This window comes from Streptomyces sp. NPDC033178 (assembly GCF_055577685.1).
On sequence record NZ_JBVIPT010000041.1, the window covers coordinates 1 to 20,290 of the forward strand.

Here is a 20,290-nt window from a genome sequence, read left to right on the forward strand (position 1 = left end):
ACTGCCTGCAGCACCGCCAGCTGTTCGACGAACACGCCGCGTTCCCCACCGAACTCGCCGCCGCAGCTTGACGCGTTGGCATCGTGAGGTGTCTGTCTTCATGCTCGGCATGCAACAAGACCACCCGACCGAGTTCCCACCGCCGAACCCACGTCCATCAAGATCGGTGCGACAACGGCTTCTCACAGCAGGTCAGCTCAGAGTGCGACCGCCACATACTGCTTGCCTTGATCGTTCTCGACCACGACGGAGTCGACCTGGTCCGGAGCCACCGCCGCGGAGCCGAAGAGTTCGAGGGCCTTGCTGTTGCCCTTGCCGTCCTTACCCGAGCCAACCACCCAACTGCCGGCGATTTCCCGCTCACCCGACTCGGAAACCACCACCAGCCGACAGTTCTCACCGGGCCGCAGACCACTCACCATTGCGTTGAGCCGCACCCAACCATCCGCCGGCGTCAGGCTGACAGTCATCCGCGCCTTTGTCGTGCCGTCTGTCGCAGACATGCTTTCACCCGCCTCCGGAGCAGCCGGGCTCACGGAGACCTGGGGTCCACTCGCCTCGGGGGCCTTCCGGGCATGACCCGCGAAGTAGCCGCTGGTGAGCAGCACGCCGGCCAGAGCAGCTGCCACAAGGCTCACCGAAACGGCCTTGCGTCGCCATGCCGTTGAGTATTCATCTCGAACCTGCCGCAACGTACGTTGCAGGAGCAGGTCAGCGCCCTCTGGAGGCCCCTCAAGGAAGGCCTCGGGTGGTACATCGCCGAGTTCCGCTTCCAGCGCTTTTAGATCAGCCAATTCCACTTGGCATACCTCACATGCGGCGATCTCTTCCTCAAGTCTCGACTGCTCTGCCGGTTCCAGAAGACCCAAGGCGTGAGCGCCAAGCAGTTCGTCATGTGAATGGACATGCGGACTCACACTGTCACCTTCCGACGCTGGACGGCACCGCCAGGCTTGCCCGCATACACCTTCCGCAGGGCCTTCAGAGCATGGTGGGCGCGCGACTTAACCGTACCCTCCGGTATACCGAGCCTAACGGCCGCCTCGGCAGCAGTTCGTCCGTGGTAGTAGACCTCCATCAGGACGTCTCTGTGGTCGGGCTTGAGCTGCGCGAGTGCGTCCATGAGGACGATCGAGTCAACGGTGTTGTCCGCATGGTCCTGCTCGACCGGTACGACCGTTTCGCTCTCTGCGACTTCGAGCGGCCGAGCGGCCTTCGCACGGTATCGGTCGGCCACGATGTTGCGCGTCACCGTGATCAGCCAACCTCGCAGCGAGCCACGTGGGTTGGACACGACCTCAGGGTGCCGCCAGGCTCTGATCAACGTCTCTTGGACCACGTCCTCAGCGATCAGCCGATCGCCGGTCAGCCGTGTCGCGTATGCGAGCAGGGCCTTCCCGTGCTCCATGTATATGGCACGTATGAGTGCTTCATGACTGGTAACTTTTGGGACACGCGCCCGCGCAATCGCCATTTACTTACTCCATCCCGCTAAATATCCCCGTTAACTGGCAGAAGTTCTTAATTGCCATGCGTTAAACCAGGCGCCACTGATACCGAGACTCCGCAATTCCGGTCGTCGGGTTGGAATCGGTGTATAGAAACCGGCGAGTTACAGTCGTCCTGCTGACCGTACTCAACCTCCCCGAAATGACTTCTAACACCCGGCCATACTGCTTACGAAACAATCCCTCCTCCGGCTTAATTACGCACATCAGCACCTCAAGGACGATTGCGGATTCCTTTTGCGTATCGCATGGAACCATGCGAGCCGAACACTCCTGCCGCTGGTGAGCGCAAGAGTGACCTTTATGCCTTCATGTGCAGCTCACGCATTTTTGCTGGGAGCTTCACGGAGTCGGACGGATAAGAACTGCGTCCACGTTGAGGGCAACGGGAATGGCTGGAAAGACGTCCCGCCAAACATCCGACTGTGTGGTGCGGCGGCTGTGGGCCTCGCCAGCACCGTCGCCCGCCGCGGTGATCAGCCGGGAGTGCGGGGGACGGTCGTCGCCGGGGCGTGCGGTTCGACGGAAAAGGAGCCGCGCTCCTCGAACGACGTCCTCAACACCGCGCCTGTCCTCGCCAGCCGGGCCCCACGTAGGGCAAGCCGGGAGGGCGTCGCCGCATTCGTGGTAAACCGCACGCGTCGCTCTCTCCCCGCGCTCAACCGCGCCGGCGGATGCTCTGAGCTTCCGATCCACTGTTCTTCTTGCCTTTCCGCCCGCCCCCGGGTCCGGACACAAGATCGTCCATCCCCACGACGAGGACGGGTTCTCGTCACAGTGAGTGTCACTGACGGCGATTCACGTCCTGTTGACACCTGATTTACGCCTCGCCCGCCAGTTGATGCACGCAGCTGAACTCCCCAGGCGCGCACGTCCCCGCGGGCACCGTCAGCCCCTGGCGGACGAACCGCAGGACGTCCCGCCGAACCGGGATCCGGGTTCCGTGGTGTCCGATGGGCTGCGATCTCTGCACGTCGCGGGGCTGGATCGCCCGTCCGCTCTGCCACACGGCAGGTCGCGGGCGCGCCACAGCCTGAGACACCTGACCGCGGCCCGTGTCGGTTTCGTGTGCCTCGGAAATGTCGATGAGAACCGAGAACGCTGAGGCCGAAGAGTTTCGTCACTGTGTGTGTTCGGTTGCGTTCAGGAGTGAGTGGTCGTTGTTCGCGCTACGGTCAGGCCGCACCGGTAGAGCTCGTCAGGACCGTCGTGGGGGATGAGCCGCGCCGACACCGTGCGCTCGGCGTAGAGGAGTTCGGCCTGCTCGACCGGGGGTCCGTAACCGCACAGGCGGTCGCCTGGTGCCGGGTGGCTGCGGGTGGAGAGGGCGCGAGACGGACGTCTCTGCTCGCTCACCGGCCGTGGCCGAGATCCGATCCGGCAGGTTCGCCCTCCTCATCCCATCGCTCCGTCATCGCGGTGAGCTGGCCTCGCGCTTTCGTGAGCGTGCTCGTCCATGCCTTGCCTATGGCCGGCTCGCCGACTTCGAACGGCGTCACCGCAGTTGGGCCCGCTGCGAGCAGCGCATCCGAAACGCCCGCGACACCGGCCTGCGCAACCGGCCCCTGCACGACACCGCACAGAACCGGATCTGGCTGGAGATCGTCTCCCTCGCGCTCGACCTCCTCGCCTCCTAGATGCCGATGCTCGCCCTGACCGGTCAAACCCGCAGATGGGGACCGAAGAAACTCCGCCTGCGGCTGTTCTCCGCCGCTGCCCAGCTCGTCACCACCGGCCGCACCCGCCGGCTCCGCTTCACGCCCGAAGGCCCTGGACCGACGAGATCACCCGGGTGATCAACCGGCTCAAGGTCTTGCGAGCCCCGGCCGACCAGCCACTTCAACCGCCCCGTCGATCCGCCCGGTGTGGGGACATCGCCGTGGATCGTGCCGGATGAGCTGTGGGATCGCCTGGAGCCGCTGCTGCCGCAGCGCGAACGGCGCTTCCGGTACCCGGGCCGCAAGGCGCTACCGGACCGGGAGGTGCTGTGCGGGATCGTCTACGTGCTGCACACCGGCATCCGGTGAGCGTTCTTAGCGCGGCCGCTGATCGGTGACGGGGCAGTGTGGGGTCGGGGTGCGCATCGGGCAGGGCCCCGTGCCGTTGAGGGAGGTGTTCGTCGTCTCAACTCAGCGGCACAGGAGCCCTGTCGGTTCCCTGTCCTGCCGCGTTTCAGACTGTGATCCGGCCTTCGTTGACGCCGGAGTTGAACGGGGTCGTGATTCCCTCAACGACTGCGTGCTGGTCTTCGCGGATGGCTCTGGCCAGGCTGGCCAAGGCGGGGGAGGCGGGAGGCCGCGAGGTGTTCGGGCCAGTCCGGCAGCGGGCCGGCATCACGAGAGTCGAGTATCACCGCGAACTGCCGCACCAGGTCATGGGTTCGGTCCAGCGCCGGGCAGTTCTGAAGCAGTCGCCGGAGTGCTTCGGTGGCGTGCAGCACGGTTGCCGTGTGCTCGCCTTCCTCCCGGCATCCACGCAAGTACTCCAGATATGGGTCGAGGCTCGTGGACCGGCGGGGTGGAGTGCGGCGTAGGTACTCCTGCCAGGAGGCAGCGCGTGCGTACTTGGCCACGGTGCGTCGGTTCAAGCCCAGCTCGTGGGCGATCGCGCTGAGCGAACGGCCGGTATCGGAGACAGCGTGCACCGCCTCGAACAGCCGCTTGGCATGGCGGCGCGTACGGGAATCATGGGAACGCCGAGCCGAAATCCAAAAGATGTCGGTTTCATTATCAGTAGTTCGTTAGATCCGGCATATGACTCTGCCGCCTTTGAGTTCTTATCCAGAGAAGTCCAGGCCAAAAAGACACGAGTATCGACGCGATACCCATGGCAGTCAAAGCGAAGACCGGACCGACCAGCTGGGTGAGTACTCCCGCACAACCTGTGCCAAAGCCCTGGGAAGTAAGATTCATCGCAGAAGCCACACCCATACCTCGCGCACGCCTGTCGTCAGCCAGCAACTCCGCCAGCATGGATACCGAGATCACCACCTGAATACACCACAGCGCGTTACTGAGAGCAAAGCCAATCATTGCGACGAGGATTCCCGCTCCCGGTACGGACACTGCAATCAGCGGGATCCCAGCAGTGAAACAGAAAGCAGGGAAACACGCAGAGTAACGCCTCACCGGAACAAACTTTAGGAATACCCACAGTCCAATCACCGCCCCCGCACCAGTGCTAGCCAGCAGGATACCCACCCAAAATTTTTCGTATCCGAGCGAACTCACATACGGTGCGGCAACAGCTTCCGGTGCCACATAGAAGAATCCAAGAAATGTCGTCAGGAAGATGGCACGCCGACCCGGGTTTTTCCAGAGATCCCCTGTTCCCATGGAGCCCGGTTCCTGGCCTTCTCGCGGGCCAGGGGCCGGGCGCGGCCCGACAAAGAACAAATATATGGTGAACGAGGCGGCGAACGTAAAAGAGTTCACAGCGAGGCAGACCTGCGGGGTGAGCGTCGAGGAGATCAGACCGCCGAATGCGAAACCGCCGATTTGTGCTGCTTGCGTCGTGACCTGCCGGATGGACATTCCAACTGGATACTGCTCGGACGTCAGAATCTCTCGCAGCAGTGCGAGCTGTGCCGCCTTGTAGGGGCCCCCGAGGAAGGACATCACAGAAACTAGCAAGCAAAGGTAAGGAAGCGGTACCCCCGGAATCGTCATCGCTGCGACAACCGCCGCACGCGATCCGTCCATGACCATGATGACGCCGCGTCGAGACCGTTTGTCCGCGAACTGTGAAAGTGTGAGAGCTCCGATGACACTGGGCACGTAAGTCAGCGCGTAGGTGATTCCGGTCAGAGCTGCCGATTTCGTACGGTCGAAAACCAGGATCGCCAAGGCGACACGGGCCAACTGATCGCCGAAATATGAAATCGACTCCGCCAGCCATGCTGCCCGGAACTCAACCAGTGAGAAGAGGGACCGGCAGTCCGATCTCCCCTTTGTAGACATCATCGCTCTTCTTCCTGGCGACATAACTATCACCTGCTTCTGCGAAAACGACCCGGTGCGCGCAGTGAACGAAGAAACCGCGCGCACCGGGCCCTCAGGTTTACCAGTCCGCCTTAGCCATTTTCCTCACACCCTTCCTTAACGGATCCATTGCGACATCTATTATGTGATCACTTTCGAGCCCGAACGGCAAGGTGAACAATCTCACCAACGGAATATCCCTCAAAGTTGCGTTCAAGGTGACGAGTCTCGGGATTACACATGATTCTGACCGCACCTGTCGGACTCAGTTGAGTCTCGACGAGTACGGCCGGAATCGATACAGATCGAAATGCTCTACAGCACCTCTGACCGAAGGAATTTCAGGTCTCCAGTCAGGCCCTGTGCAGATGAACCTCGTTCACATTGTTTCGTCGCTGCGGTTACGCAAACTCGCCGATGAAGATGGACCGCGTCTTGGGGAATTCCTGCGCGAGGCGGTCACCGGATCCGTTCGGCAGCAGAAGGGATTCCCCGGTGCAGTTGGCGCCCGACCACAGCTTCACGGGCTTGTTCGACGCGATCTCCGGACCGATGCCTCCGATCTGGCCCACGACGTTGACGCACCCTGTGCTGGGCTTGCTCGGCTGGATCCGCACGGCGGACTCCGCGTCGTTGGGGTCGTCAACGGTCCGGTACTGACCCACCTCGGACCGCTTGACCAGCTCACGCTTGTCCTCACCGGCCTCAGCGCTGCTGTCACCGGTTCCGGGCTCATCGACCGAGGGCTCCTCGGCGCCGGCGTCCTGCCCGGCGCGCTGGCCGTCAGGCGTAACGCCGAACCAGGTCTTGTTCACACCCTGGCCATTGGTGTCGCCGGGGTTGACATCCTTGCTGAACAGGTAGACGGGCCAGCCTCCAAGCGTTACCTGGAACCCTCCGGACCGCTTGATGAAGCCAACGTCCTGCTTGTTGACACCTTCGATGAAAACCTTGCCCTTCGGCGAAACGATGAGCGGCGGCCACGTCTTCTCACACTCGTCGAAGCAGTTCGACTTCGAGGGCTCGGCCGTGTCCTTGTCGAATCGGTACAGAACAAAACCCTGACCGTTCGTGACGACAGGATCCAGGTCCCCCGCCGAACTGGACGAGAGCTGAACCCACTCACGAATCTTCGGCTTGGAAGCCTTCGCCTGCTGTACAGGAGCAGCGTCAGAAGCAAGGTCCCCGATGCTCATGTTGGCATTGTTCTGCTTAGCGGTGCCGTTCTTGAAGGTCAGGTCGTCCGTGGCAGCCGCATTGGACGCTCCGTCAGCCTTGTCCGTTCCCCCGTCACCCCCGCAAGCGGTGAGTGTAAGAGCGGCAACCGTCGCTAGTGCGGCGAAGAATGTAGTGCGAGTGCGAGACACGCGAACCCCCATAGAAAGACGTACTTGGTTTTGTTCTGGCTCTTCCAGAACGCCGACACTCCGGACACGGGCCCGCCCCTCAGGAGAGTTCTAAAACTCCGCCCCCGATACATAAACGTGACCTTTGGTCACAGGCTGACACCACGCGCTTACGCCACTCGTGAGCGGCCATGCGCTTTTGGAGCCGGAGCTCTCGCCGGTGAGGCGGCGGGCCATGAGGGGTCCGGTCACGGCGAGGCTGATCGTGGCTTCGGAGCTGTGTGGAAGGGCCTCGTGGTCGCGGGTCCGGCGGCGGTGCCGCATCGGGGACGACACGAATCAGCGCCGATGCCCCTCCTGACCATCTCCGTTCTACTGCGCTCCAAAGCGGAGGAAGTCCGCTGAGCCGGCGCGGCCACAAGCATGAACTGTCCATGCCCATCCCGACGTACCTCGAAGTACCGGCCGTAGCACCGTCAAGGCATAGACCAGGGGAATTTCGTGGAGTATTTTAAGCAGCCGATAGGTTCCAGTGCCCCCCGGCGTCTGCGTTTCAACAAAAAGATAATAATAGGCTCATGCGTGATCGCTGTGATCACGGCGGGAACCGCAACCGCTCTCACATTCCCGAGCACCGAATCCACGACCAGCAATTCGCCACTGCCTCCGGCTTCGACTTCATTCCCACCGTTTCCCACCCGCGACGTAGTACCCCCTGAAGACACGAAGGAACAACCCGATGGTGGCGTGATCATCGCTCCGGGCGAGGAAGGTTCTTCGGATGCGTCACCGTCATCTGAAAATGCCGCCGAATTCCCATCAGTCGATTCTCCACCGCCGTCCCGTGCCTCACAAAATCCGTCGACTCCGCCGGGAAGATCGGCGAATGACGGGAGTTTCGTGCCACCTGTGACCGGATACGTAGTCACTGCGCGATATTCTCAGCAGGGCAACTGGACGACCGGTCATCACACCGGGATCGACCTCGCCGTACCCGTGGGCACCTTGGTACGGTCCACCAGCTCGGGCACGGTGATCGTGGCGGGATCGGATCCGCGGTACGGAAATTATGTGGTGGTGCGACACAGTGCGAGCGAGAACATGCTCTACGCGCACCTGTCGAAGCTCTCAGTACAGTCCGGCGCCAGTGTCGCGGGCGGAGATGAGCTCGGCCTGTCCGGTGCCACAGGAAATGTGACCGGACCGCATCTTCACTTCGAGGTCCGAACCGAACCCGTCTTCGGCTCCGATATCGACCCCGTAGCCTACCTCGCCAAGCACGGGGTAAATTTGTGACGGCTTCGGAAAATATTCACAAGTACCGAATCCGGGAGATAGATGCCCTCAGGGGTTTTGCCCTGTTCGGTATCTGCATGGTCAACGCCCCAACAATCGCAGGCGTGGACTATTCCGCCGCAAACTCGAACGGTACGCTCGCCGACCAGGTCGCAGTGTGGCTGGTCACAGTCTTCTTCAGTGCCAAGTTCTACCTGCTGTTCTCATTTCTGCTCGGCTACAGTTTCACCTTTCAGGTTCCCTCCGCGACCGTTTACGCAGACCCCCACGTCTCCAGATTCCTCCGCAGACTCGCCGGAATGCTGCTGCTAGGCCTCGCACATGCCGCATTCTTTTATTCCGGCGACATCCTGAGCACTTACGCCGTTCTGGGGACGGGGCTGCTCGCCCTGCGGAACATATCGGTTAGGAATGCCCTTCGAACCGCTGCATCGCTGCTCGGTCTCCTCATGCTCACATTCCTGACCGTAGGCATATATCTTCTGTCACTGGATCCCGTGGCCCCAAGTTCTCTTCGAGAAGGCCCCGGCAAACTTTCCGAGGCATACCTGGGATCCCCCGTTTCCATCGTGTCCATGAACATCGAGATATACCAGAACAACCTGGGTGGTACCGCGGTGTACTCTCTCCACGTATTCGCCGCGTTTCTTGTAGGATTTTCCGCCGGAAAACACGGGCTGTTCTCGCGCCCCTACAGAACATCACGGAGAGTGAAGCGAGCGCTCCTGATCTGCGCCCTGTCAGGAATTTCAGGCGCCGTGTTCGCTACGGCATGCACGTACAGATCACCTGAGCGCGACCTCTACTACATAGGGCAGGCCGTCTCGCTCCTCACGTCTCCAGCATTGGCGGCGGTCTACGCGTACGCTGTGATCAGGCTTCACCGCATGCGGTACGGCCCATCGATTCTGCGTGCCTTTGGGGCTGCCGGAAAAATGTCACTTTCGAACTATCTCGCCCAGTCGATCGCGCTGTCCGTATTTTTTACGGGCTATGGTTTCGGACTGTACGGCGAGATCGGTCCCGCAGCACTCTGCATGGTGTGTCTGGCGCTGTATCTATGCCAGTTGTCCTACAGTTCATGGCTCATGCAGAGAACCCGCTACGGTCCTGCCGAAGCAGTACTTCGGCGGATAACTCTGGGGCGTAAAGAATTTAACGCGGCCAAGAATTCGTAGATCGACTCGGCTGATCGCCGCCACGGGCCAACCTCATGTCAACCGCATGCCGCGACGGTCCAATTGAGGCAGCGACCAGTCACCACGAGATCAAGCTCAGTTGCTCGACGGATCGCTGAAAGATCCCGTATTCGCAGCAAAACGAGGTGCAGCCACTCGTGCGTACGCCGACAGTCTCGCTTCCACGGACTCTATCCCCACGAGGCCGCTCTCCTCAGCACCGAAGATGACTCCCCACAGGGACACCAATCTATTCCCCAGCGGAACAGCGGAATGTGGTTGCCGCAGGAGTTCCCACGTCGCAGCAGCACGTTCTATCTCCTCCACGGCCCTCTTGTCGCCCGCTGAGAACCGGCGCTCCGCCAAGTCCAACGAAATAGCTGTCGAGCGCTCGTGATCGCCCTGGAGGTGCGCAACATAGGCGTCCAGGGCCAGAGCCTCGAACATATGAGGATGATCAGCTCCGAAAAGATCGCTCGTCATTCTCTTCAATTCAGCGACAGCGAGGTTCGCATCCGGGAGGCGGTGCTCCGTCACAGCTCCCCGGATGCGCTTGATCACGTCGGTCAACTCAAGCGGAACCGCAAGCGCAGCCGCACTCACCACAGGTGCCGTCGCGGGTACGCGTGCGGGTTCGAGCGCAGGCACGGATGCGGGCTCACGTGTGGGCTCAGGTGCGGGCTCGGGTGTGGGAACAGGTGCGGGTGGGGAAAAAGGTGCAGGCGGGCTCATAGGAACTGGAACGGGCGCAGGGGGGAGGGAGAGCGGCGTCGCGGCTTTCAGGGGAGGTCCTTCGGCCGGCAAGACGTCCGCGGTCGCCGGTTGCGGGAGCGGTGTCGGCGCCGTGCCGCCGGCTTTCGCTTCTATGACGACATCCGGTCGGCTCCGCACGATATCCGCAATCCGCAAGATCGCGGTGTCCGAGTCGACGTACCCGATCTCCGTTTCAGCAGGCCGAGGCGTGTTCGCCCTGGACGCGTCGACCCGGTTCTCCTGTCCCGGTTGAGATCGAGGTCTGTGTGACGGCACGTCTGCCGAATCCACAGACTTTCCCGCGTCCATGGTGCGAGGTGGCTCCAGGAGACGGCTTGAGCCGTCGGGGTGAACCATGATCCGCAGCGCGACCCGATTCTCGTGATCGAGTACCGAAGCGACGACTGGATGTTCTCGCTCTCGCGCACTGGAGGCCAGCCGGTCCAGCACAGCTGTCTGTGCTGTTTCACCAGCGGCTCTGGCGAGCTTCTCTCCATTTACCGCAGGGGTTCCGTCCGCAGATATAAATGCGTAATAGCCTGCGGAATCGCCACCTCCATTATTCAGCGCCTTCGCTTCGTTCGACTGCTGCCGGAGCATGTCGGATTTTCCCTTCTTCGATACATACGGCCATGATCAACGCCAAACATGGCTCCAGAGCGGGCGTCGGACCTCTGCCTCACGGCACACCTGGGGAAAAACATACATAAACCATCAATTTAAACCTATATCGGTCATACCTGATGGTTCCGCCATCGCGGATCGCGGCGGTGGCCGCTGCTGAGCGCGCCGGAGGGTGCGGGACAGCGCTTGGACACTGTGTGAACGGAGACGGCCGGCGCTCCCCCCAAGTTCAATCCAGGCTGCTGCAAAAAAGAATGAACTCTGTTGGCCCGAGGGCACGTCGTTGAGGCTGACGGGGTTCTTCGGGACAGCAACCGCGGTGTGGTCTGTGCACCGATATGCCGATGTCGCATCTCGTCACCGCAACGTCACACGTGCCGGACAGCGGTGCCGCCATTCGTCCGGTGCCTGGTCGGCCAGCACCTCTGCCCGTCCCGCCGCCATGAGCCAGGAAAGCAGCCGAACGCGATGACTACTCCCCCAACCGACGCCAGCATCGGCATGTGGGTACGTGGTCCGGTTCCCCCCCCTGAAACCGGAAAGAAAGCACAGCCTCCGCACCCTGCCTACTCCGCACAGGGGCAGGGAACGCATCGTGAATCTCTGACCATGCCGCTGGACATTTCCGCGATGCGTGCGCAGAGTGGTCCGCCTTCGCAGATCCCTGCCCGTCCGACTCCGAACACGCCCCCGAACACTGATCAGGCTGCGGCAGTCAGCTGGGTCAACGCACACGGTGGCGCCGGAGCGACAACGTTTGCGGCTGCTCTGGGCGGCGTCGATCTCGGGCAGAGCTGGCCGAATTTCGCGCTGGGAAACCCGGGACGTTTTTTCCTTCTTGCCCGTACACACGCTGCGGGACTTCAGGCAGCCTCACGCAGGATGGAAGCATTGCGGAGCCAGAACCATCCTCCGGGTATTGAGTTGATCGCCATCGTGCTCGTCGCGGACGCTCCAGGACGTTTGCCCAGTGAGCTGTCCCGGCGGGTCAAGGTCCTGCGTTCGGCGGCACCTTCCTTTATCGTCCCGTGGATTCCAGCCTGGCGCATCGGACAGCCGGCGGAACGAGCTCCGCGCCCTATTGTCGAGATCGCTTCCATCATTCGGCCCGACTTGGAAACCCAGGGAAGAAGCAATGACTCACCCCCTCGAATTCATCGCCGCTCCGCCAGCAACGTTTGATCCTGGAGTCGAGGCGGACGGACTGTTGTCGATTCTTGGCTGGGCTGCCTCGGCGGCCGGCGTGGCCGGGATCATCATCACGGGGATACTTTTGGCCCTTCAGCTGAATCATGGCGACTTCGGGGCGAACTCCCGACACGGTCGTGGTCTCTTCTTCGTATTCCTCGGCTGCGTTCTTGCGACGACGGCGGGGCCGATCATCGCGTTCCTCGGACCCCTCACCCTGCAGTAGTAATCCGAGACATCTCGGCGCTCAACACAATCACGCAGAAAATTCGAATCAGGAGCTTGTCATGCGTAACTTCTTCCTTGCAGCGGCCGTCCCCTCCCCAGGGCGCAACGCTCCCGCGGCGCTTACCCAGAAGATCGACCTCGTGCTCGGCATCGCCGCATGGGCCGGGACGGCCGCGGGAGTGGCCGGCGTACTGGTCACCGGCGCGATGATGGCCATCTCCGTCAAGCGTGGCGAGAGTTCTGAGCACATGAGCCGTCTCGGCATGGTTCTCGGAGGCTGTGTGCTCGTCGCGACCGCCGGTCCTCTCGTCACCTTTGTATTCGCGTAGACACGACTGTATCTGCGTAGATCCGACAGCAATCCACACAACTGGTAACCGGGAGGAGCAATATGGCATGCGACGGCTCTTTCGACGCGATCGTTAAAGGGTTTTTCTCTTTCCTCACCGATCCCGTTGGCACCATTATCGATGTCATAGCCAGCCGAGTTCTCGAATCCGCCATCAAGGTCTTCGGCGATCTACTCACCACCATTCCCACCCTTGACGGCGGAACAAGCAGGCTGATCAGTTCACAAACGCAGTGGGTCGTCATATACACCGCTGTGGGATCGCTTCTCTTCGCGTCCGCGCGTATGGCTCTCGAACGCCGGGGGGAAGCAGGTGGAGTAGCACTGAAGGGCTTGCTGCGTCTGATTCTGGTCGCGGGTGGCGCAACTGCCGTGGTAACGGCGGCAGCAAGTCTGTCGGACCGTTACTCGGACTTTCTTTTCAGGTCCGCGTCCAACGACATCAACAGTCTCGCGTGCACGCCCAACGACGGAAAGATTCCGTCGTTCGCCATGTTGATCCTCGCCTTCCTGCTTCTCATCGGGGCAGTGGTGCAGATGATCCTTCTCTACGTGCGTCTCGGCGTCATGATCATCCTGCTCGGAACCCTGCCTCTCGCGGCTGCCGCGTCGATGACCGACTGGGGCGGCGGCTGGTGGCGCAAGCACGTCGGCTGGATGGTTGCCTGGCTCCTGTACAAGCCGGCGGCGGGACTCATCATCTATTCGGGTACCGCCATGGTCTCCAGTCGCGACGGCGACAACAACACCGCCCAGCGGATCGCGGGCATCGCTGTTCTGCTGCTTTCCGCGCTCGCCCTTCCCGCTCTGCTCAAGCTGGTCATACCGGCCACCGCCGCGCTGGGCACCGGCGGGCAGGGAAGCACCCAGGCGATCGTGGGTTCCCTCGCCTCCGGCGCCAAGTCCATCGGGAGTTCCTCCCTGCCCGGTTCGGGATCCGGCAGTGCGGGCGCCGCAGGCGGTGCGGGCGCCGCAGGCGGGTCGGGCGGGGCAGGACCTTCGGGCGCACGAGGCGCGGCAGGCGGTGCCGGAAGTTCCGGCGCGGCCGCCGGGGCCGGACGCGCCGCGGCTGCGGCCGGGCCTGTCGGGGCCGCGGCCAGTGCCGCGATGGCGGCGGCATCCACCGTCGGAAACATCACGACCGGAGCGGTGGCGGGCGCGGACGGGGACCGCGGTCACAACCGCTGAACCCCCCGTCCCCGCTCCCCCGCGCTCCCCCACGCGGCAGCCTGACGAGTCCAGGGCACCAACCATCATTCCCACCCCGAGAAACTGCGCACCCCAGAAAGGGCATCATGTCTACAGAAGCGGCAGCGCCCCCGACCTATGGAAACTGGAGGCGTCCTCGCCGGCCGGGTCTCGGCCCGTTCGGGATGGTCGGCACGTTCGCCGTGTTCGGCGGGCTGGTCCTGGCGCTCCTGGTGTCCCTCGCGTCCCTCGTCGCCGCCGTCGTGCTCGTGGTACTCCTGGCCGTCCTGCTCACACCACTTGTACTCCGTACCCAGGACGGGCGAAATCTGTACCAGATCATCGCTCTGCGGGTCGGCTGGTTCCGCAGACGGGCCAAAGGCGCGCACACCTACATCTCCGGACCGCTGTCCCAGCGGCCGGAAGGGCACTTCAGGCCGCCTGGACTGCTGAGCCGGCTCACCATGCACGAAGGGCGGGACGCCTACGACCGTTCCTTCGGGGTGCTGCACAACCGTGACCGGAACCAGTACACCATCGTGCTGGGTTGCGAGCCCGACGGCGGTTCCCTCGTCGATTCCGACCAGGTGGACGTCTGGGTCGCCGCCTGGGGCCAGTGGCTCGCACGCCTCTCGCACGAACCACAGCTGCGCGGCGCCTCGTTGATCGTGGAGACCGCCCCCGATCCCGGGACACGGCTGGCGAACGAGGTGCTGCCCCGCATCCGGCCGGACGCTCCCGCCGCTGCCAGGGCGGTGATGCACGAGGTCGTCGAGCGGTACCCCTCGGCCTCGTCGGAGATGCACACGTACATCACGCTCACCTATTCCGTGCCGGCGGCTCAGAAGCGTTCGCAGAGCGACATCATCACCGAGCTCGCCATCCGGATTCCCGGGCTGTTGTCGGGCCTGGTCGGCGCCGGCGGTGGTACCGCGTACCCGCTGTCGGCGGAGCGGATAGCCGAGGTGGTCCGCGTCGCCTACGACCCGGCTGTCGCGGGTGAGGTGCTGAGGCTCCGCGGGCAGCAGGGAGGTTCGGGGCTGGAGTGGGAGGACGCCGGTCCGGTGACCACCGTCGAGACGGTCAGCTCGTATCAGCACGACTCGGGAGTGTCCCGCAGCTGGCTGCTGACCCTCGCGCCGCGCGGCACGGTCATGTCGAACGTCCTGCGCGGTCTGCTGCAGCCCGCGGCGGGCACGCGACGCAAGCGTGTGGCCCTGCTGTACCGGCCCATCGACCCAGCGACCTCGGCACGGATCGTCGAGGCCGACCGTCGCGCGGCCCAGTTCATGGCGACCTCCGGCAAGGGCATGGTGCAGGCACGGGCCGCGTCGGAGATGAAGGCCGCCGAGCAGACCGCGGCCGAGGAGGCGGCGGGGGCCGGGCTCATCGAGTTCTCCTTGATGGTCACGGTCACGATGGACTCGCAGAGCCAGTTGGACGACGCCGCGGTGAGCATCCGCAACCTCCAGGCCGCCGCCCGCCTCTCCTTGCGCCCGGCGGACCGCGTCCAGGCAGCCGCCTTCACCTGCACGCTTCCCGTGGGGGTCCTGCCCTGGGAAAACACCTTTGTTCCGCAGAGCCTGCAGGAGGCGTTGTGATCTTTCGGGGAAAGAACGAGGACCCCCGAAGGGGTCAGTTCAACGCCAGGGCGGGCGCGCCCGGCCCACGTGGCTGGCCCGGGCCCGGCGGCGGCGAGGTCGGCTACATGGACCCTCCCACGATGTGGCGTGCCACGACCGTGCAGGCGTGCGGCTTGTGGCCGTTCTCCGCGGGCTCCGGCTCTCCCATGACGGGCGTACCCCTCGGCCAGCACCTCGACACCGGTGCGACCGTCTGCGGTGATCCCATCTCCTGGTTCACCAGGGCCCGTTACATCTCCAATCCGTCCCTCTTCATGCTGGGCATGCCGGGACTGGGGAAGTCCACCCTCATCAACCGCATGCTGATCGGGCTGTCCGCGACCGGGGTGGTCCCGCTCGTCCTCGGCGACCTGAAGCCCGACTACGCGGACACGGTACGGGCGCTCGGCGGACAGGTGATCTCGATCGGCCGTGGAGTCGGTGGCATCAACGTCCTCGACCCCGGTGCCATGGGGGCCGCCGCCGCGCGGATCGGCGGTGACGCGGGCCAGGCGCTCGCGGCCGAGGCCCACGGCCGGGTGCTGAACACCGTGGCGGCGCTCATCTCCGTGGTCCGTACCCGCACGATGGACGACCACGAGCAGTCGGTGCTGTCGGCCGCACTGCACCATCTGCGCGAACGCACTCCTGTCGGAAGGGTCGCGCTGCTGCCCGATCTGCTGTCCGTGCTGCAGGAGGGCCCCGACCGGGTGCGCGCCGTCACGCTCGACCGAGGTGACGACGCCCGCTACCGCGCGGCGGTGGACCCGTTGCACCGATCGCTGCTGGGCATCCTGGACGGCCCCCTGGGCGACACCTTCTCGACGGAGACCTCGACGCGGATCGACTCGACCGCCCCGGCCGTGTGCATCGACATCTCCCGCATCGGTGAGGCCGACACCCAGCTCACCGCTGCGGCCATGCTCGCCACCTGGTCCGACGGCCTGGGCGCGGTCGCCGCGTCGCACGCGCTGGCCGACGCTGGCCTCACTCCGCGCCGTTGGTACTTCGCCGTGCTCGACGAGTTGTGGCGCCCACTGCGGGCGGCTTCCGGCATCGTCGACCGCATCGACGCCCTCACCCGTCTCAATCGTTCGCTCGGTCTCGGGGACGCGAAGATCACCCACACCCTCAAGGACGCCGAGGCCCTGGGAAGCGCGTCCGACCGTGCCAAGGCCCGCGGGTTCGTCGAACGGGCCGGGATGGTGGTCTGCGCGGGACTGCCCCGTACCGAGATGGAGGATCTGGGCAGGGTGGTGGACCTGTCCCGCCGAGAGATCGACCTGGTCTCCTCCTGGTCCTCGCCGCCCGGCTGGGGAGTCAGCGGCGGGCACGAGGAACCTCCGGGCCGCGGGCGCTTCCTCATCAAGGTCGGCGGCAGGCCCGGTATCCCGATCAAGGTCGCCATCACCGACACCGAGAGGCGGCTGCACGACACCAACACCCGGTGGGCGAACCAGGGGCAGGCGTCACCCCCCGCGCCACCACGAGAGGGTGCTGCCCGGTGAGTACGAGATCCGCGCCGCGGGCCACCGGCAGCGAACTCACCCCATGGATCATCGTGGGACTGGCCGCCGTCACCATGGTGGTCTGCGGCGTCGTGTGGCTCGGCGGCTCACTCGGCGCCCTGCTGGCCGGCGCGGGCTGGAACCCTCCCCCCTTCGCGGCGTCGACCTTCACGCGGCTGCTCTCACACGGTCCCGCGGATCTGTGGCCCCATGCCTCCGTGATCGCCGTCCTCGGCGGAATCATCGGCATGGTGGCTCTGGTCGGAACGCTCGTCGCACTGGTGCTCAGCAAGTTGCTGATCGGCCAGAGCGGCACCAAAGGGCTGGCGGGACCTCGCGATCTCGCCGCTCTGACGCCTGCGGGCATCACCGCCCGCGCCCGGGACCTTCGTCCTTCCCTTCGGGGCCAGAAGGATCTGGATCCAGACGAGACGGGAAACCTGCTGGGCGACCTCGCACCGAACGGCCCGGAACTGCGTTCGTCGTTCGAGGACGTGGAACTGGACCTCATGGCTCCGCGCGCCGGAAAGTCGACCGGGGTGGCGATCCCGCGCGTACTGAGGGCTCGTGGAGCAGTTCTCCTGACGTCCAACAAGTCGGACGTCTATTCGGTGACTCGTGCCCAGCGCGAAAAGATCGGGAAAGTCTGGACTTTCGATCCGCAGGGCATCGCCCACGCTCCGCGCGAGATGTGGTGGGACATGCTCGCCGACTGCAACAGCATCGAAGGCGCTCGGCGCCTGGCAGGCCATTTCGTGGCTTCGGTGAACGACGACTCGTCGAAGAAGGACTTCTGGATCTCAGCGGCCCAAAACACTCTGACCGCCCTTTTCCACGCCGCGGCCGGAGGCAAGGCCACCGTCCTCGATCTGCTCGGCTGGCTCGCCGACCCCGCCGATCGCACACCCATCGACCTTCTGCGGGACATGGGGATGATTGCCCTCGCCGAGCAGTTGCAGGGCACCGTCCGTGGAGCCGTGGAGACACGCGACGGCATCTATGAAACCGCCCGCCAGTGTGTCTCCTGCCTTCTCGATCCGAGCATTTTGGCGTGGGTGACCCCGGATCCCGATCTGCCGCAATTCCTACCGCACGAGCATGTACTCACCCGCGACACGCTCTACCTGCTCTCCAAGGACGGCGGTGGATCCGCCGCCGGCGTGATCGCCGGCCTGGCGGACGGGACCCTGCGCGCCGGGGTCATGGCCGCCGAGCGGATGGGCGGGCGCCTCGACCCCCCGATGGCCGCCGTGCTCGACGAGGCCGCCAACGTCTGCCGCATATCCGACCTCCCCGACCTGTACAGCCACCTGGGCTCTCGTGGCATCAACGTGGTGACTCTCCTGCAGAGCTACCGACAGGGCAGCCGGGTCTGGGGCGAGGCGGGAATGGACGCCATGTGGGGTGCCGCGACGATCAAGCTTCTGGGCGCCGGCCTGGACGACGCCGACTTCGTCGACAAGGTGTCCAAACTCGTCGGCCAACACGATGTCAGCACCGTCAGCATCTCCCGAAGCAAGGACGGCACCTCCCGCTCCACCTCCTACCGCCTCGACCCCATCCTTCCTCCGGACCGCATACGCGCACTGCCCAAGGGCACCGCGCTCCTCCTCGCGACCGGAGTGAAGCCGGCCCTCATCCGACTGCGCCCCTGGTACAAGGAGCCCGGCGCGGCCGAGATCTCCGCGGCGGCCGCCAAGGAATCGGAGGCGATCACCATCCGAGCAGCTCAGAAGTGGTCGAAGAATACAGCTGGATAGCCGATCGAGAAACCACGCCGCCAATCGACTAAGGGATCGCAAAAAGGTCATGCAGCAGCACATCGAAAGCCCCACTCCAGCGCGTGAAATACCTTCTCCTGAAGAGCGAGATTTTTCATTCCCGGGCTGGATCGGAAATTCTGAAGCACCTGAGGAATTTTACGATACTCCGACCCATTATTCGGGCGAGAGCTGGGACGGCGCGGAGAAGATCGACCCGAGAGATCACCTGGCAAGGCCGACGGCACCGGAACCCAACCTCGACCTCGTCGCACCGCCCCCCGAAGAACCGATCTCCACTCCCGAGGCACCCCAGGCGGAACCGGAGAAGGCCGAGTCTCCCTTCATCCTGTACAAGGACGGCGAGTCCTTCAACGCAGCACTGGACGACCTCGTCATGTGGGTCAGCAACCTGCTCCTGCCCGTCTACGGCCGGGAGGTTTCCTCGCAAGCCCCCTGGTGCCCTCGCTGGTGGCTGCACATGGAGGCGGTGGCGCAGCTCTACGGGCTGTGGATGGCCTGGCAGGAACTGACCGGCCCCAAGGCCCCGTTGACGGGCCCTGCCAGTTGGCACCGCGACTTCCTCATGCCGGTCATGGTGGCACTGAGGGATTCGTCGGGGCCATTTGCGGGCTGCAAGACCGGGAGCCACCGGGACAAAGAACCGCCCCAGGTCGACCTGGTCTGAACAGCCTTGAATCCCATGTCATCGGAACAGGGAAAACAGATGCAACGACTCAACAGAATACGGGCACTGTGCGCCGCCGCGGTTCTCGTCTTCACGGCGGCAGGCTGCCAGACTCTCCACGAGGAGATATCTGAATCGTTCTCGAACCCACCGGTGCCCGGCTTTTGGACACCGGGAAAGATGTCGAACGTCACCCCGAGCAATATGGTCATGTCCGATGAGTCAGCTATCGACACCGGCGTATCCGACCCTGAACCACTTCCCGTGACCGCGACGGCGGAGAAGACTCCTTACCTCGATAACGCTCCGGTGCTGGGAAAAGTTTTCTTCGAAACGCCCGACGGACCGCGCGTCTGCTCGGGTACCGCCGTCGAGGACCCGCGCCGACCCAAGAGGTCGAGCCTTGTATGGACAGCGGGACATTGTGTGCACCAGGGAAAGAACGGGACTTGGTACAAGAATATTGTTTTTGTGCCGTCGTACAACAATGATGCAATTGCCGAAATAAGCAGGTCTGGGGCGGATTCACGACAGATCGCACCACTGGGGGTCTGGTGGGCCGACCAGGCAGAAGTATCTCAGGAGTGGGCCCAGACGGGTGAAGAGACCGGCGGTGCCGGTTCCGCCTTCGATTTCGCCGCTCTGCACGTAAGACTTCCCGCCGAACCGCAATCCTCTCTTGAGGAAGCCATAGGGTACGCGATACCTGTTTCGTTCGACGCCCCGGCCATAAAAGAGATAGCGACACTGAAGGCCTGGGGTTATCCGGCAGAAAAGCCCTTCGACGGAAACCTTCTGTTCTCGTGCCAGGATCGGCCTACACGACTGGCAATCGACAGCGACAAACCTACGCTCTACAGAATAGGTTGCACGATGAACGGCGGATCCTCCGGCGGCGGCTGGTTCATCGCGGCGTCGGACGGTTCCCTCAGCCTGGTCAGCAACACCTCGATCGGCCCGAGTGATCAGAAATGGCTGGCGGGGCCACGGCTCGGTTCCGGCGGGGAGAGGGTACTGAGCAACATCAGCGAACGGGCAGGATGAGGCGGCGTGGCTTCCGCCCTGCGGGTCCCG

The 20,290-nt window shown here is 63.8% G+C and carries 17 protein-coding genes and 2 pseudogenes; 13 read left to right on the forward strand and 6 right to left on the reverse strand.

What is annotated here, in order from left to right:
* Positions 1 to 197: 197 nt before the first annotated feature.
* From ACZ5VQ_RS48570 to ACZ5VQ_RS48580, 3 genes are all read right to left on the reverse strand, one after another.
* Entirely contained in the window at positions 198 to 917 is a 720-nt protein-coding gene (locus ACZ5VQ_RS48570) for an anti-sigma factor (RefSeq protein WP_469110630.1), read from the reverse strand.
* Positions 914 to 1,474, reverse strand: a complete 561-nt coding sequence (locus ACZ5VQ_RS48575; RefSeq protein ID WP_469110631.1) for a sigma-70 family RNA polymerase sigma factor — start codon at positions 1,472 to 1,474, stop codon at positions 914 to 916. Before ACZ5VQ_RS48575 ends, ACZ5VQ_RS48570 begins: the two co-directional genes overlap by 4 nt.
* A 1,177-nt stretch (positions 1,475 to 2,651) precedes the next feature.
* Positions 2,652 to 2,864, reverse strand: coding sequence for a hypothetical protein (locus ACZ5VQ_RS48580; protein WP_469110632.1), 213 nt, complete (start codon positions 2,862 to 2,864; stop codon positions 2,652 to 2,654).
* 119 nt (positions 2,865 to 2,983) lie between these two features.
* Here ACZ5VQ_RS48580 and ACZ5VQ_RS48585 point away from each other — a divergent pair.
* Positions 2,984 to 3,333 (forward strand): annotated as a pseudogene (locus ACZ5VQ_RS48585) (transposase); the annotation flags it as partial.
* A 40-nt stretch (positions 3,334 to 3,373) separates the two neighbouring features.
* A pseudogene (locus ACZ5VQ_RS48590) lies at positions 3,374 to 3,529 on the forward strand (transposase); the annotation flags it as partial.
* A 708-nt stretch (positions 3,530 to 4,237) separates the two neighbouring features.
* Here the strand turns inward: ACZ5VQ_RS48590 and ACZ5VQ_RS48595 are convergent.
* Positions 4,238 to 5,470 carry an MFS transporter gene (locus ACZ5VQ_RS48595; protein WP_469110633.1) on the reverse strand — a complete coding sequence of 411 codons (1,233 nt, stop codon included), beginning with the start codon at positions 5,468 to 5,470 and terminating at the stop codon, positions 4,238 to 4,240.
* A gap of 419 nt (positions 5,471 to 5,889) precedes the next feature.
* Positions 5,890 to 6,684 (reverse strand): hypothetical protein, encoded by a 795-nt coding sequence (locus tag ACZ5VQ_RS48600; protein ID WP_469110634.1) that lies wholly within the window; start codon positions 6,682 to 6,684, stop codon positions 5,890 to 5,892.
* Positions 6,685 to 7,416: 732 nt separating this feature from the next.
* Here ACZ5VQ_RS48600 and ACZ5VQ_RS48605 point away from each other — a divergent pair.
* Positions 7,417 to 8,130, forward strand: coding sequence for a M23 family metallopeptidase (locus tag ACZ5VQ_RS48605; protein ID WP_469110635.1), 714 nt, complete (start codon positions 7,417 to 7,419; stop codon positions 8,128 to 8,130).
* On the forward strand, positions 8,127 to 9,308 hold the full coding sequence (locus ACZ5VQ_RS48610) for a DUF418 domain-containing protein (protein ID WP_469110636.1): 1,182 nt from the start codon (positions 8,127 to 8,129) through the stop codon (positions 9,306 to 9,308). Before ACZ5VQ_RS48605 ends, ACZ5VQ_RS48610 begins: the two co-directional genes overlap by 4 nt.
* A gap of 96 nt (positions 9,309 to 9,404) precedes the next feature.
* Here ACZ5VQ_RS48610 and ACZ5VQ_RS48615 read toward each other — a convergent pair whose 3' ends face one another.
* On the reverse strand, positions 9,405 to 9,869 hold the full coding sequence (locus tag ACZ5VQ_RS48615) for a hypothetical protein (protein WP_469110637.1): 465 nt from the start codon (positions 9,867 to 9,869) through the stop codon (positions 9,405 to 9,407).
* Between the two features lie 1,446 nt (positions 9,870 to 11,315).
* Here ACZ5VQ_RS48615 and ACZ5VQ_RS48620 point away from each other — a divergent pair.
* The 9 genes from ACZ5VQ_RS48620 (at position 11,316) to ACZ5VQ_RS48660 (ending at position 20,260) form a co-directional block, all read left to right on the forward strand.
* Positions 11,316 to 11,867: a DUF6668 family protein gene (locus tag ACZ5VQ_RS48620; RefSeq protein ID WP_469110656.1), complete on the forward strand. Its 552-nt coding sequence runs from the start codon at positions 11,316 to 11,318 to the stop codon at positions 11,865 to 11,867.
* Positions 11,821 to 12,099: a hypothetical protein gene (locus ACZ5VQ_RS48625; RefSeq protein ID WP_469110638.1), complete on the forward strand. Its 279-nt coding sequence runs from the start codon at positions 11,821 to 11,823 to the stop codon at positions 12,097 to 12,099. Before ACZ5VQ_RS48620 ends, ACZ5VQ_RS48625 begins: the two co-directional genes overlap by 47 nt.
* Positions 12,100 to 12,160: 61 nt before the next feature.
* Positions 12,161 to 12,430, forward strand: a complete 270-nt coding sequence (locus tag ACZ5VQ_RS48630) for a hypothetical protein (protein ID WP_469110639.1) — start codon at positions 12,161 to 12,163, stop codon at positions 12,428 to 12,430.
* A 62-nt stretch (positions 12,431 to 12,492) separates the two neighbouring features.
* Complete coding sequence (locus ACZ5VQ_RS48635; protein ID WP_469110640.1) at positions 12,493 to 13,638, forward strand: hypothetical protein; 1,146 nt, start codon at positions 12,493 to 12,495, stop codon at positions 13,636 to 13,638.
* A 107-nt stretch (positions 13,639 to 13,745) separates the two neighbouring features.
* Positions 13,746 to 15,239: an SCO6880 family protein gene (locus ACZ5VQ_RS48640; RefSeq protein WP_469110641.1), complete on the forward strand. Its 1,494-nt coding sequence runs from the start codon at positions 13,746 to 13,748 to the stop codon at positions 15,237 to 15,239.
* A 107-nt stretch (positions 15,240 to 15,346) separates the two neighbouring features.
* On the forward strand, positions 15,347 to 16,768 hold the full coding sequence (locus tag ACZ5VQ_RS48645) for an ATP/GTP-binding protein (protein ID WP_469110642.1): 1,422 nt from the start codon (positions 15,347 to 15,349) through the stop codon (positions 16,766 to 16,768).
* Positions 16,765 to 18,528, forward strand: a complete 1,764-nt coding sequence (locus tag ACZ5VQ_RS48650) for a type IV secretory system conjugative DNA transfer family protein (RefSeq protein ID WP_469110643.1) — start codon at positions 16,765 to 16,767, stop codon at positions 18,526 to 18,528. Before ACZ5VQ_RS48645 ends, ACZ5VQ_RS48650 begins: the two co-directional genes overlap by 4 nt.
* 49 nt (positions 18,529 to 18,577) lie before the next feature.
* Positions 18,578 to 19,216 carry a DUF4913 domain-containing protein gene (locus tag ACZ5VQ_RS48655; RefSeq protein ID WP_469110644.1) on the forward strand — a complete coding sequence of 213 codons (639 nt, stop codon included), beginning with the start codon at positions 18,578 to 18,580 and terminating at the stop codon, positions 19,214 to 19,216.
* Between the two features lie 15 nt (positions 19,217 to 19,231).
* Entirely contained in the window at positions 19,232 to 20,260 is a 1,029-nt protein-coding gene (locus ACZ5VQ_RS48660) for a trypsin-like serine peptidase (RefSeq protein WP_469110645.1), read from the forward strand.
* Positions 20,261 to 20,290: the final 30 nt, after the last annotated feature.

What these genes read in the sequence shown, in the direction of transcription:
- ACZ5VQ_RS48630 (WP_469110639.1), top strand. Translation starts at nt 12,161, where the DNA reads ATGCGTAACTTCTTCCTTGCAGCGGCCGTCCCCTCCCCAGGGCGCAAC.
- ACZ5VQ_RS48655 (WP_469110644.1), top strand. Translation starts at nt 18,578, where the DNA reads ATGCAGCAGCACATCGAAAGCCCCACTCCAGCGCGTGAAATACCTTCT.
- ACZ5VQ_RS48575 (WP_469110631.1), bottom strand. Translation starts at nt 1,474, where the DNA reads ATGGCGATTGCGCGGGCGCGTGTCCCAAAAGTTACCAGTCATGAAGCA.
- ACZ5VQ_RS48660 (WP_469110645.1), top strand. Translation starts at nt 19,232, where the DNA reads ATGTCATCGGAACAGGGAAAACAGATGCAACGACTCAACAGAATACGG.
- ACZ5VQ_RS48600 (WP_469110634.1), bottom strand. Translation starts at nt 6,684, where the DNA reads ATGAGCATCGGGGACCTTGCTTCTGACGCTGCTCCTGTACAGCAGGCG.
- ACZ5VQ_RS48620 (WP_469110656.1), top strand. Translation starts at nt 11,316, where the DNA reads ATGCGTGCGCAGAGTGGTCCGCCTTCGCAGATCCCTGCCCGTCCGACT.
- ACZ5VQ_RS48640 (WP_469110641.1), top strand. Translation starts at nt 13,746, where the DNA reads ATGTCTACAGAAGCGGCAGCGCCCCCGACCTATGGAAACTGGAGGCGT.
- ACZ5VQ_RS48625 (WP_469110638.1), top strand. Translation starts at nt 11,821, where the DNA reads ATGACTCACCCCCTCGAATTCATCGCCGCTCCGCCAGCAACGTTTGAT.
- ACZ5VQ_RS48595 (WP_469110633.1), bottom strand. Translation starts at nt 5,470, where the DNA reads ATGATGTCTACAAAGGGGAGATCGGACTGCCGGTCCCTCTTCTCACTG.
- ACZ5VQ_RS48635 (WP_469110640.1), top strand. Translation starts at nt 12,493, where the DNA reads ATGGCATGCGACGGCTCTTTCGACGCGATCGTTAAAGGGTTTTTCTCT.
- ACZ5VQ_RS48645 (WP_469110642.1), top strand. Translation starts at nt 15,347, where the DNA reads ATGGACCCTCCCACGATGTGGCGTGCCACGACCGTGCAGGCGTGCGGC.